The 13,034-nt window shown below is 32.7% G+C and carries 18 protein-coding genes; 5 read left to right on the forward strand and 13 right to left on the reverse strand.

The window, feature by feature from the left end:
• The first annotated feature begins 12 nt into the window (after positions 1-12).
• The 5 genes from CIL03_RS10035 to CIL03_RS10055 all read left to right on the forward strand — a co-directional run bounded on the left by CIL03_RS10035 (position 13) and on the right by CIL03_RS10055 (position 4,013).
• A complete protein-coding gene (locus CIL03_RS10035; protein ID WP_094885722.1) occupies positions 13-201 on the forward strand; it encodes a hypothetical protein in 189 nt (62 codons plus the stop codon).
• A 336-nt stretch (positions 202-537) separates the two neighbouring features.
• On the forward strand, positions 538-1,407 hold the full coding sequence (locus tag CIL03_RS10040) for a helix-turn-helix transcriptional regulator (protein ID WP_094885723.1): 870 nt from the start codon (positions 538-540) through the stop codon (positions 1,405-1,407).
• A gap of 379 nt (positions 1,408-1,786) precedes the next feature.
• Entirely contained in the window at positions 1,787-1,918 is a 132-nt protein-coding gene (locus CIL03_RS20245) for a hypothetical protein (protein WP_276282946.1), read from the forward strand.
• 458 nt (positions 1,919-2,376) lie between these two features.
• Positions 2,377-2,991, forward strand: coding sequence for a hypothetical protein (locus CIL03_RS19980; protein ID WP_206207689.1), 615 nt, complete (start codon positions 2,377-2,379; stop codon positions 2,989-2,991).
• A gap of 62 nt (positions 2,992-3,053) precedes the next feature.
• Positions 3,054-4,013: a hypothetical protein gene (locus CIL03_RS10055; protein ID WP_420855407.1), complete on the forward strand. Its 960-nt coding sequence runs from the start codon at positions 3,054-3,056 to the stop codon at positions 4,011-4,013.
• 94 nt (positions 4,014-4,107) lie between these two features.
• On the opposite strand, the gene CIL03_RS10060 is transcribed toward CIL03_RS10055, so the two are convergent.
• From CIL03_RS10060 to CIL03_RS10115, 13 genes are all read right to left on the reverse strand, one after another.
• A complete protein-coding gene (locus CIL03_RS10060) occupies positions 4,108-4,419 on the reverse strand; it encodes a hypothetical protein (RefSeq protein ID WP_206207690.1) in 312 nt (103 codons plus the stop codon).
• 336 nt (positions 4,420-4,755) lie between these two features.
• Positions 4,756-5,850 carry a BRCT domain-containing protein gene (locus CIL03_RS10065; RefSeq protein WP_165767941.1) on the reverse strand — a complete coding sequence of 365 codons (1,095 nt, stop codon included), beginning with the start codon at positions 5,848-5,850 and terminating at the stop codon, positions 4,756-4,758.
• Positions 5,851-5,879: 29 nt separating this feature from the next.
• Positions 5,880-6,311: a hypothetical protein gene (locus CIL03_RS10070; RefSeq protein ID WP_094885727.1), complete on the reverse strand. Its 432-nt coding sequence runs from the start codon at positions 6,309-6,311 to the stop codon at positions 5,880-5,882.
• Between the two features lie 689 nt (positions 6,312-7,000).
• Positions 7,001-7,123, reverse strand: coding sequence for a putative holin-like toxin (locus tag CIL03_RS20390; protein ID WP_420855408.1), 123 nt, complete (start codon positions 7,121-7,123; stop codon positions 7,001-7,003).
• Positions 7,124-7,170: 47 nt separating this feature from the next.
• A complete protein-coding gene (locus CIL03_RS10075) occupies positions 7,171-8,763 on the reverse strand; it encodes an LPD25 domain-containing protein (RefSeq protein ID WP_094885728.1) in 1,593 nt (530 codons plus the stop codon).
• 54 nt (positions 8,764-8,817) lie between these two features.
• A complete protein-coding gene (locus tag CIL03_RS10080; RefSeq protein WP_094885729.1) occupies positions 8,818-9,165 on the reverse strand; it encodes a hypothetical protein in 348 nt (115 codons plus the stop codon).
• 2 nt (positions 9,166-9,167) lie between these two features.
• Positions 9,168-9,359 carry a hypothetical protein gene (locus CIL03_RS10085; protein ID WP_094885730.1) on the reverse strand — a complete coding sequence of 64 codons (192 nt, stop codon included), beginning with the start codon at positions 9,357-9,359 and terminating at the stop codon, positions 9,168-9,170.
• A gap of 51 nt (positions 9,360-9,410) precedes the next feature.
• Entirely contained in the window at positions 9,411-9,785 is a 375-nt protein-coding gene (locus CIL03_RS10090; protein WP_094885731.1) for a hypothetical protein, read from the reverse strand.
• Between the two features lie 6 nt (positions 9,786-9,791).
• A complete protein-coding gene (gene tmk, locus CIL03_RS10095) occupies positions 9,792-10,418 on the reverse strand; it encodes a dTMP kinase (protein WP_094885732.1) in 627 nt (208 codons plus the stop codon).
• Positions 10,419-10,496: 78 nt separating this feature from the next.
• Positions 10,497-10,721, reverse strand: a complete 225-nt coding sequence (locus CIL03_RS10100; protein ID WP_094885733.1) for a hypothetical protein — start codon at positions 10,719-10,721, stop codon at positions 10,497-10,499.
• A gap of 94 nt (positions 10,722-10,815) precedes the next feature.
• Positions 10,816-12,066, reverse strand: a complete 1,251-nt coding sequence (mobP2, locus tag CIL03_RS10105) for a MobP2 family relaxase (protein WP_094885734.1) — start codon at positions 12,064-12,066, stop codon at positions 10,816-10,818.
• 3 nt (positions 12,067-12,069) lie between these two features.
• On the reverse strand, positions 12,070-12,534 hold the full coding sequence (locus CIL03_RS10110) for a hypothetical protein (protein WP_240508054.1): 465 nt from the start codon (positions 12,532-12,534) through the stop codon (positions 12,070-12,072).
• A 7-nt stretch (positions 12,535-12,541) separates the two neighbouring features.
• On the reverse strand, positions 12,542-12,874 hold the full coding sequence (locus CIL03_RS10115; protein ID WP_094885736.1) for a hypothetical protein: 333 nt from the start codon (positions 12,872-12,874) through the stop codon (positions 12,542-12,544).
• Positions 12,875-13,034 lie beyond the last annotated feature (160 nt).

A 13,034-nucleotide genomic window follows, 5' to 3' on the forward strand; every position in this document is an offset into this window, starting at 1 on the left:
GGAGTGTTAATTATGAAAAAAATTAGTTCTGTTATACTATTGTCATTATTCTTATTTAATTATATTTTTTCTTATGTAGGACTAACTGGTGAGCAAATAAAGCTGGAGAATCAATTCATAGTTGCAAATGAAGAAGAGCCAGATCCTTTTGATAATGAAGAAGAGCCAGAACAATTTGGTATTGATAATTTCTTTATTTGAACAGTAAAGTTTTTATATTACTTACAAATAATTATATGGGTTTTTATGTTTGTTGTGTAGGAGAAGGGACAGGTAAGATCATACTTTTATTTATTTTAACTCTAGACTTTTCTATTTTATCTCACACTATGTGACCAGCATGCTTATCCTTCCTCCCTTAACTTAACTGATTCATTACAGTAATTATCTATAGAAAAATCTCATAACATTAAATATGACAGTATATTCTTAAAAATATATATTTGGTTTAGTGGAAATTTATAATCACGTCAAATTCCTTATAATAACTTATAAGTTGCTAGTTTTATAAAAAGCTATAAGAGAAGGGGGAATAAGATGAGCTATGGGATCAAAATTAAACACTTACGTATTAAAAAGAATATGAATCAACAAGATCTATCTAATGGAATTTGTTCTATATCATATTTAAGTAAAATAGAAAATAATGTAGTTAAACCAAATAGGGAAATTATAGACCTTTTATGCAAAAAAATAGGAATATCTTTACACGAACTACAGACTGAAGAAGAACTTTTGCTTAAAATGAAGTGTGAATTAACTGAACTGAATCATTTGATTCGTAGGAAAGAGACTAATATTGTATTCAAATTTAGCGAGATACTAAAACGTTATGAAGCTCTAAACTCACCACAAGCAAATGTTATTAAATTAATATTTGAACTTCGAATCACCTTATTGTCATCAGATAGAATAAAATCAACAGCCATCTATAATGAAATTATAGAAAACCGTGATTATAAACCAAACTGGATTGAGCCCTATTATTACTTGTTTTGTGGACTTTATCATTACATGATTGATAGTTTAGAACAGGCATTATCTTTTTATAAAAAAGCTGAGAAAGGCGTACAAGCGAACAAAGAAGAAGTTTATTATCAATTGGCACTTGTATATAGTCGTCTTGGGAATTTTTCATTATCAACATTGTATTTAATCAGAGCGTACGATATTTTTGTTAAAAAAATGGATTATGAATTATGTACTAATTGTAATTTATTATTGGGTATTAACTATAGGAAGATGGGTGAACTACAGAAATCTAAAGAAAATTACTTTAAAATAACACAAAATTTATCGCCGAAAAGAGATAAGGAAACCTTAGGAAAAGTACACCATAATCTAGGTCTTATTTATTCAGATGAGGGTGACTCAACAAAATCAATTTTTTTTATAAGGAAAGTTTAAAAGTAAAAAAGGCAGATTCAAAAATCAATACCTTATATGTCTTATCCCAGGAATATGTAAAATTAAAAGATTTTAAGAATGCAAGAAAATGGAGTGAAGTAGGAAGAAACTCTGCAATTAAACAGAATAATAAGAAATATTTAATTATGTTCAATGTATTAAATTATGAAATAAATGAAAAATTCAATACACTTGAGTTCAAAAATTATATGATTAATGTAGCTATTCCTTTCTTTGAAAAACGGCAAGAGGGGCATACATTATCAGAATACGTTCACAAAATGTCTATTTATTACGAAAATAAACGACAATATAAAAACTCATATTTAATGTTAAAAAAAATTAACCATTTAAAATGTAAACGAGGAGGGACGATAAAATGAAGTCGTTAAAAATTTTATTATCAATCTTAATTATTGCAATTTTTATGTACAGCACCAAGGAACCCTTTGTATCTGCTGAAGACGATTATCCGGAACCATTAAACGAACCACCTATTGATGGTGACTAATTTTACATTCGAGATAAGATAAGAGCTTATATAAAATTGCGTATGGGTACAAAGCAGAGAGTAAGGAAAAAAGATCCTTATTCTTTTTTTTTTGATTTTTTCAAATCAATCGGAAATATAGATTTAATCTAAATATATTGGATTTTATTTCACAATATATATTTGAAAGGATAATACGATAAGTTGTAGAACTTTATTATTAAGACACAATTAAAACAAGGAGATAATAAGATTTTCTAACTTGTTTTAAACCTTTGGACATGGAAGAGGTGATATAAAAATAAAGTCAGTGGTAAATTCTATTAAAAGTGTAAGGAGGGCTGCAGTACAAAAATAAAATTTTGATACAAAGTTTTTAAGATTCTACTAGCGAAGTATTAGTGCTTTCTATTTTCATATGGTGAAGCTAATACCTTGCAGAAACAAAAGTATATAAATATAATTAGGGGGATTTTAATATGAATATAAAAAAGATATTGTTTTCTTTAATAACCGTTTCATTTTTGTCCACATTGGTACTAGTGGCTCCTGTAGGCGCAGAAGAAACTGAAGTTTTCGACACAAAAATCGATAAAGTATCTAAAGATGAATTCATTGACAAAGAAGGAGATAAAGTACAAGAAAAAGTTTATTACAATAGCGAAGGGAAGATAGTTAAAGTCTCAGTAGAAAAAGGGGAATATGCAGAACCTGTAAGCACAGATAATTCTACGAAATCTTACGGATCGTACTATGCAGTCTCTCGAAGTAGTGTTACCGCAAGATTCGAAGCCTGGGCGGGCGCTCCCCAAATAAGGGTTTACTCTAATGGTTTTTCAGATTCATATACCAATAGCAGTAAGAGCACAAAAAAATCAATTGATAGAATTATTGTAAATACCACTCTTATGATGAACGCATCAGTGGAAGATCAGGATTCAGATTCTAGGACATCATCGTCTTTTGCAAATGCAAGTGCCAAGCAACAAAGTTTTATGATCCCTACACATTCCCAATATTCTAGGAGTAGTCATACTTACCATAATAGCGGCACAAATAGTGTTTACCACAGCACTGAAGCAAGCCGCGGATAATAGTCTAAATAGACTCAAAACATTGAGCATGAAAGCCCTTGAGGGCTTTCATGCTTTAAGAGGTGTTAATTTTGAAGCAATTATTTATATCATGTATTGTAACCCTACTATTAATTTTAAGCGGTTGTTTCAATGAAGAATCTACAGAAGAACCTAAAATTGATAACGATGAAACCTATGAGTCTCATGAACAACCTATTGCAGAATTAGAAGAAGTTTACACGCTAGGTCTTTATAACAAAGGTGATTTTGAATATGAACGTACTTTCGAAATTGAGCATGAATCTTTTAAAAGAAATATAGTTCTAGGAAATAAAACATCAAAAGAGGGCTCATTTATTCTCTTAATTTTTAATCATGGGGAACAAATGAATTTTAAGGTAGGAGACGGAAAGGTATCTAACAACTATCGTTTTGATATAAAAAAAGAAAAATACAAGGATTTAGAAGTAACATTACTTAATCTCGAAGATGGTTTTCACTCCATTACATATGTTCTTTTAAATGATCCTGAGGAAGTTCCCAATGATTATGAAACGTCAATGGAACTAGCTGATTTATTTTCAATTAGGGTGAATTTATTAAAGAATATTGATAATATACCTGAGGAAAGACCCAATTTATTCACTGAAGGGATAGAAAGTGAAGAAAGAAGAATTCATGGGGCATTTCTAAGCAAAAAAGAAGTTCCATACGAAACCTTATATAAAGAAGATATGGGTGAAAAAGAAATTCCATATACCTTATTTTATGGGAATTCACATTCAGAGAAAATAGATTTTTATCTCGTTGCTTTGCTTAATTACCAGCAAACACAACTAGGGACCGATGACTTTCTCTATGATACGTTAGAAACCGATCAGGAAAAATCAATCTCTTTAGATTTTAATCTTCCGTTAAAAGAAGAAAGCAATTCATTTCAAGTCTTAATGATCCCAACCCCTTTCGAACCTGTATCTAAAGAAAAAACATTTCTTCCACAAGACCCTTCAGCAAGTAATAGAGTGTTAATATTAAAATAATAATAACCTTAATGCAAACTAAAACGCTCACCAAACTGAGCGTTTTTTTAATCGTACTATTTTATATTACCTCTTCGAATTAAATACCTTTATTTTATACCGTATCGTTAAAGGCGAGCTGCTTAATTCGGCTGTCGCCACCTCTAATGTAATCTTTCCTTCCTAATACATCTTTCAACCAATCCGTCCAATTTCCAGTTTGTTGCCAAAACTTATAACTACCGACTGCTTGTGCTCCTTTAAATTGATTCTGAATAAGAGCTGTATTTCGTAATGAATATTGATAAAACTGCATCATAAACGCTAAGTGTTCAGGTGTTTTAAAATAAGATCCAATCGATTGATTCATTGTTTCCGTTAATCTCTTCACTTCTTCTCTTTTTTGATCAAATGTTTTTCTTTTCAAGAAACATCATCCTTACATAAAATAAAAAGGACTCCCATCAGGAAGCCCTTAATGTTTTGAGCTCTCCTGACAGTTGCATAAAAAAGGATTTATGCCAATCTCTTACTCAGTATTCCGTTACAGGGCCCATTGTTGAATTTATTGATTCCAGTATATTGACATAATTGAATCAAACTTTATTATAAATAATCGATCTTTTTTCCAAAACCACCACTACCTCATTTTTCAATTTCTATCAAGATATGTTATATTGTTTTCTTCAAAGATACCACGCTTCCGGAATAAATTATTTTTACCATCTTAAACAAAAAGAACTCCGAATTGGAATAATCATCCTTAATACCCTAAAATCATTCGATTAAATTTTGATAATGGAACGGTTTCAATCAGCAATTCTTCTGCTTTTTTCACTAGAGCGTAATCACCATCATCTGAATGAATAATGACATCAACCTTATAGCCATTTGTTCCTTTATTTATCTTTCCTACTTTTATTTGACGAATTAGAATTTCTTCAACTTTGCTTTGTATTCTAACAGGAAGTAGGGCAATATTTATAGACTTTCCCTTCCATTCGGAAATGTCAGCAAAAACTTTTTCTTGTTTTTCATTAGTTGCAGCTATACTTTGACGCGTGACCGAAACCTTCTCTAAATCCAAATCCTTTGAAACAGCATCAATAAACCATTCATCTGTCTGAATATCGACCCCCAATTCCCTAGCCTTATCTAATTTGCTTCCCGGATTTTCACCGCAAACAAGCAGATCCGTTTTAGACGACACACTTCCAGTTACGACTGCCCCACATTTCGTTGCAATTTCTTTCATTAGGACCCTCGGGAAAGGACTTGCACCAGTAAAAACAATGCGTTTTTCTTGGAAAATCGTACTTTGTCCTTCCACATTGGCAGTGAGTTCCACAAAATTTTTGAGCTTACTTGGAGCAACCTTATACAAAGGTACCCATAATGTAGGGTTTGCTTTTAATATGACTTCATAAAGTGCTTTTACATCGTCTAAAGCAGCATGTGTTAGTGGTCGATCAATATTATAGAAGGATAATAGATATTCAAGTGAATAAGAAAACAAATCTGAATTTGCATACTTTATAGCTCGTATAGAGTCATAGCATTTATGATCTTCGTCCAACCAGCCATAATGAACAAGAAATTTTCGGTCAAAGGAGACATTATGAGCGACCACAGGGTAATTATATCTATCAATAATACTGCGAAACTGATCTTTTTTTGATGCATCTTCCGAAATATCTGCGTATCCTTCCCCCATGCCCAAATGGATCAACGTTTTATCTTCGACCTTTGCAATGTGCTTGGTTGAAACGACTTCTCCATTCTCTATGACCATTAAAGCAACCTCATAAATGCCCGATTCTACACCAAAATCCATTGTTTCTATATCCAACAGAATCATATTTTGCAATTCAATCACCCCTTAGTATTTTAATAGGAATATTTAACACCGAATTTTTCAAGCAGATGACTATCCAAACCATCTTTATCGCTAAACAGCAAGGATTCTTTTGTAGTTAAGAGATGATAATGAGCACTATATTGACTTTTTCTGATATTAATTGTAAGGGAAAGGCTTTTTCCATCCTCATCTTTATACTGAATCGCATCTCTAAATACAGGTTTATACTGATACCTGCCAACTTCAGTACCGTTTTTCTTAACAATGAACAACGCATTGTTTTTGATATTATGAAATTTTAAATCTTCATTATCGTATAATCCCATTGAACTCCAGTTTTTTGGCCCTTTTGTCAAATGAAGCTGTAACATTTCTTCACTCATAAACCCCGTTACATAAGCTTTATTTCCTTTTATATTTAAAATACCACTTTTTAATTCATTCACCCTGTCTTGTAGCATATACTAATCACCCTCCCTTTTTGGTTAGTCAAATATATGTTATCTTTATTCGATAATAAAAAAATGCTTTCACTAAATCCTAAGCACAATTATCTATATTTTCACTAGATAATATTTCCTAAAAGTTTCCCAAATATGAAGCTAATGCTTCAGAACCAAGAAGAAATGCTATATTTTTCTCTATTAAACTCTCTTTTAAAACATCTATTACTCAGTTATTCAACCTTCCTCACCCCTAGTTGCATAACTTAGAAATAAACTAACTTTCTCATACCTATGTTTAAACCCTTTAATCTCTAAAATCACTACTTTCTATTCGCTTCTTAGGTCCTTGTAAACTTCTTTTATTGCAACCGCTGTCATAATATTTTCATGCAGCTCTTTTTCTACAAATTCTAACAAAATACGTTTTAGGGTTTTATTTAAAGATAACACAGAAATGACAGAAATAATACAAATGGACTAGCTTATGAGGTTCAAAAATTAACGAATGATTAAAATAAGTCTGTATATGTTTATTTTGAGTGTAAAATGAGGTATACTATGTATAGATAGTCATAAGATAATAAAAGACCGACCATGCTGTAACATGGAACGGTCTCATGTGTAAAAGCCCTTCAAGGGGGTAGCTCACATGTTTGGTTTAAAAAGTAACCAACCAAAATGCGCGCTAGGCATTCATCGGGTGGTTACTTTTTTTGTTCTGACAGTATGGCTACAATTAAGGTTGCAAACGAGATCATCAGAACCAATACTTCGAATACTGTCATATTATCACCCCCTTTCAAGAAAAGGGGTGAACTACCACCCATGAAAGCCCTATTACACTAATAGTAATTATAACAAACTATTAAGCTTTTCACATCATCTCCATGTCAATTTTTTGTAGTTTTCTTTCTCCGCCTTTACTTTTAACATCCCTTTTTTCACTTTCAAGTAAAAGACTAGAAACAGTATCATCAAGCACCATTTGTTGTTCTTCTGTAAGATTGCTTTCTTTTCGTACCTGATGATGAGGGTTCAAAAATTCACCATCCCCAACGTCTAACCGATCTATACCAACAATTTTCATCTCCGAATTGTCGGTATCAGGAAACACAATATGATAACGAGTTTTATAGTATCTATTGTCATCTTGATACTTTTCTTCCAGCTTCTCCATCATTGCATTGCCTTTAGCAAAGTCCATCATTAAATCAGACTTTAACTCTGGTGCTTCCGACCATTCAATAAACATCTGTGGTTTTTCAACATCTAAATCATATCGCTTTAACCACGCCTTGCACTTTACAATATGATCAAACTCTTCCTCCCAAGCCCCATTCGATGAATTATCCACCCCGACCACTGCATCACCATCTAAAAGATAATACAATCCTTTTGTATGTTCTTTTTCCATATTATCAATCACATAATCCATCGCTTCTTGACTGACTTCTATTAATTCTGATGGTTCCTTCCTATCCTGAATAGCTTGCAGGAATGAATCTTTTCCATTTTCCATATTTTTCTCCTGTTTTTTCATTAACTCAGGCTCCATAATGTCAATAAACTCAACTGCCGCTTCCCTTACTTCTTCCAATAATTTCGCTTTATCTGTTAACTCCTTTCCTTGTGTCCAATTAGCAATGTAGCCTAATGAGTAATCACTCGTATCAATGCCAAAGTAAGATGCAACTGCATAAGCCGTCATCTCTGCTTGAAATTCCTTTTTCTCAGATGAGAGGCTGAAATGTTTTTCAAGTGCACCGTGCAGCTTAGCATGAGCCAATTCATGTATCAACGTTTTTACATTTTGCAATTCACCATTCCGTGGATTTAAACCAATATGATTCTTTTTATCGCCTATACCCTGATAAAAAACACCTTTTGCAGCTCCAAGTTCCTCCAATGGCTCACCAATTGTTACATCTAAGTTATTTCCTACTTTTTTCATCGCTTTTAGCATATCCTGATAGTTTGCAATGTCACCTTCCATCCACTTATTCGGGAAAATACCCGGAAGATCGCTAGCTTTTGCATCGGTTTGTGATACATCAAAAACACTTCCTTTAGCAAAGTACAACTCACTTTTCTTTTCCTCTAAGTCTCCCTTTTTTACCAATTCTTTTTCCTGTTCAGTCGCCTTTTTAATACTTTTCCATTTTCCGTTTTCATCCTTGAATTTCGGTTGTGTTTTGTTTGGCACTAAAATTTGGATTGCTTTTTCCTCTTTTTGCACCTGAAAGCCTTTTTCTTGCCAAAACTTATAACTACCGACTGCTTGTGCACCCCTAAATTGATTCTGAATAAGAGCTGTATTTCGTAAAGAGTATTGATAAAACTGCATCATAAACGCTAAGTGTTCAGCCATTTGTTCAGGTGTTTCAAAATAAGATTCAATCGATTGATTCATTGTTTCCGTTAATAGCTTCACTTCTTCTCTTTTTTGTTCAAATGTTTTTCTTTTCATGAAACATCATCCTTTTATCAAAATAAAAAGGACTTCCATCAAGAAGCCCTTCAACTACATTTCCATTTCAGCTATTTGTTCTTTCAACTTGTTATCCAATAATTGATTCTTTTTTTCTTTTAACCATATTTGTTTTGTTTCCTCATCTAATAAACCTCCGTTTGGTACGCTTGGGTCATGTTTAATAAAAGATACATCGCTTATAGCTAGTAGTTCAGGACTTCTTCCCAGCACTGTTCCATGTTCCTTTTCTCTGTTCCAAAAAGAGAGACAATCTTTGTAAAAATCATTCAAAACACGTTCTGTTCGATGATCCTTTGATCGATTTTCTACCATTTCAAATCCTGGAGCATAATCTATCTCACCCATATCTACAACATAAATAAGCGTATCTTCATTCACTTCTATAAACCCATTTTCACCCTGAATTGGCTGTAATTCCTCTGTTTGAATGTATTCTCCTCCAATTCAAGAATCGCTTTTGTGCGTTCCTCTGGTGACAAATAGTCAAATTCAACATCTAATTCTAATCCTTCAATCAGATACACATCACTTTCTCCAACATAAACTTGAGATTTTGCTAGGTCGTTATTCATTACACTCACCCTTCCTCTTATAAAATAAAAAGGACCCCCATCAGGAAGCCCTCACATTTCCATTTCACAATTCTTCGTTTTTACTTGTTTCTTTTCCTCATCATAGAAGTATTCTTTTAAATCAATTTGTAAATCAGCAGTCTCTAAGTTCATTGCCGTAAAGTCGGTCTGATGAAAAATATTATTCTGAAATTCATGAAATTTTTCATCGGAAAGCACATCATACATATAAACAACCATCAATTCGTTATGTTCTGAATTAGAATCAGTCGGACAGATATATAAATCTTCTTTATCATCATAATCACCATTCAAAACCCAAAGTGAAACTTCTTCATTTGTAATAGAATTGGCAATATAAAAATCGGCAACTACTCCCACAACATTTTCATTATTTTCTTCAATTCTTGCTTTATATGGATACAATCAATATCATCCTTTTAAATTATTTTTCATAAGCATAAGAAAGGGTAAATCCTTTTTTAAATGCTGTAACACTTCTTGAAACATTCTTTTTTCATCTGACTTTCTTGCAGACAGAATGACACAATCATTCTCACTCTGTTCAAAAAACAAATCTATTCGTTTTTCCAGTTCCTTTCTGTTCGACTCGCAAAATTGATCTAATTTATCAAAGTAATCTCGTTCTCCTATCTTTCCTTTAAAAAGAAAAGTCTTATCTGGTTTGACTGCATCATGGTCAAATAATCTGTGGGAAGCATATAAGAGTTCATCAGATAATCCCATCTGCCCTTGATAAATAAAGGATGATTCAAAATATCTGTCACACACAACCCACTTCCCCTTAATTAGATTTGGAAGGATAACATTGTGTAAATGTTCTTCCCTAGCAGCCTGGAACAACAAAAGCTGTGCCTTTGATGACAAAGTATGTGACTGCAATAAATCACTTACTTCTTTTCCAAAATTCGTTCCTTTCGGCTCGGATGTCCAAATTGCTGGTATTCCATTATTATTTAAATAATTTACTAGTTTCTTAGACTGTGTTGTTTTTCCAGTCTGATCCAGCCCACCAAAAACAATAAACTTCCCATTCATTCGATTTCACCTCCTTAAATACAAAAGAAAAAGACTCTCATAAAATAATGAAAGTCCTTGGTTAATAAAAAGATTTATTTATGCCGGTTCCCCATCCAAGATGACAATTTTCTCTTTTACATCCAATGGAATCAATGCTTCCTCATTAGCCTGATAAATTGTTTCAATTGCATCTTTTGTGATTTCATCTACATTAATTTCTACTTCTCCAGTATCAACAATAAAGACAATACTGTTTTCTTTAATTTCTTTTACATAACCCAATTCAACCATCTTATATTCACCATCTACATACATATCCATCAATATCATCCTTTCCAGAATTGTAGCTTGATTTTTTGTTCCTTTGACTGATTATTTTTCGGGGAAGTCTCTCCGATAATGTTTCATTAACTTATTACCTATCCATCATCCGATCAAATTCATCCATATCTCTTTCTCGCTTATAATCATGAAATGTTTTTCGCATAGCTTGCTTCAATCGAATAACAGACACATGCAAATTATGGTTTCTCTTTGCATGGTATCGTTGAAAAAATGATTTCTGATTTTCCTTTCCTAATACATGAAGCTCTCTCATTGCAATTTTTTGTTTAAAAACGGATACTCTTTCTTCTTTGTCAACAGCTCGCATTTCCGTTAGAATTGCGTTTCCCATACGCTTTTTTAAATCATCTAATTTCGTCTCTTTATATTTTTGATAATCACTTCCTTCACCGTACATTTCTTTTATTACATATACTTCTTCATCTAATTTTGCCTTTAACTCGTGTATCTCTTCTGGATGGAATTGTTCTAAATATATTTCTGTTATCTCATCTATATAGGGTCTAGCTGCATTAACAGATTGATAACCATATCGCCATTGTTTTCGTTCATCAGGCAAACTACTCATTGCTTCTTGAAATAATTTATCTGTTTTACGGAAGTTGTATAACGAAATATTATTTTCTTTTTTTTGAAGTATGGTCCCTCGCAACAATTCATCTATCTTATTTCGTTCATTGGTACGGTCTAGGATCACGTTGGCAACTTTCGACTTCATTTTATCTAGCGTTTTTGGTTTTCGTTTTGCTCGATATTCTTCATGCCAAGTATTCGACTCTCTGTCCGATACTTGCATTCGTTCTCTTGTCGGATACGGCTCTATCGTTGCAACATGAACATGAATATTGTCTGTATTGTAATGAAGGGATGCAGTCCAAATTGCTGATTGCTGCATTCCTTCTTCATGTAACATTGTCCGCATCGTTTCACGAGTAACACTTCTCATTTTCGATTCATCTACAGTAGCATTAATAGGATTATATAATCCTTGCTTTGCCAACCATTCATTATCAAAAGAAATAACATCTTGCCACATAGGTGATTCATTTTGTTGTGCTAGTTGAAACTGCTCTTTGACTTTCAGCTTTTCTATATCATCCAATTTGTCTTTACTGGAAGTAAATAATTCACCTTGTTTATCGTCATCATCCATATAATCCATGAAATTGTAGAATACATCAAAGTCATTTTCCTTATCAGATGAAGCATCAATTTTCACATTCTGTTTCGCATCTTCACGATCCATATAACTGATATAATTATTAAATGTACTCGACCCGGGGGTAACAAATTTACTTCTTAATACAACAGCTGGACTCATTGTTTATTCCTGACTTTCCGAATGCTTTTGTTTCTTCAATTCTATTTGTCGCTCATAATCTAATTTCTTTTTCCGCTGTTTATGAATTCGTTTTTGTACTAATTGTTCTGCCTGGTCCATTCCATTCGTTTTAAATTCTTCCGTAGTAATTAAGTTTTTAAATTTATTCACAAGGTAGTAATGGTTCATGAATTCCAAAATAATCTTTGTGTCACGATCAATGACATTAGTTGCTACTTGAATACGATTCATTTCGTCTTTCATGAATGCTAACTTTTCATCCAGCAAATTAGAAATGGTATTTTTTAAAAGGATGTGTTCTTCTTCCCTGTTTTCAAAATATGCATCCACCATCAAGGCAATGGCATTTGCTTGTGACATGTGATTTTCATTTGCTGCCACTTTAATTTTTTCTTTTGTTTCAGTGCTTAACATAAAGTAGGTTCCCTGTTTTTTCTCTTCTGTCATGTTCAATTTAATCACCATCCTTTTCGTCAAATCCAAATGTTTTCTCTAAAATATAATCTGCTTCTTTCGGATCCAATCCAATTGCATCACATAATAATAAATAAAGTTTCAGCGTATGTTTTTCCAATTGATTTAATCGCTTGAATGTCATTTCCAGTCCATCAGCAACTCGACTTACTGTCACATCTAACTCTTTTTCCGCTAATTTAATTCCATCAAACTTTACCGTGTCTTCTACCATTCTTTTTAAAAATACATTCCTTGATACCCTTTGTTTTTTTGCTTCCTCATCTAACACTTTTACCGCTCGAACATCTAGATCCCGAATTTTTATTTCCATTTAGACCATCTCCTTCAATGCAAAATGAATAAATAGGAAAATCCCCGTTCACAAGAACAGGGATTGTTGAACAGGATAAGGGGAAAGTGTACCCACATTGCGTGGGTGACTAGGCAGAGCCTAGTTTTCCAGTAAGCCCATTCTTTCAATTGAAAATATA

The organism is Virgibacillus indicus, assembly GCF_002266285.1.
Classification (GTDB): Bacteria; Bacillota; Bacilli; order Bacillales; family Amphibacillaceae; genus Virgibacillus_K; species Virgibacillus_K indicus.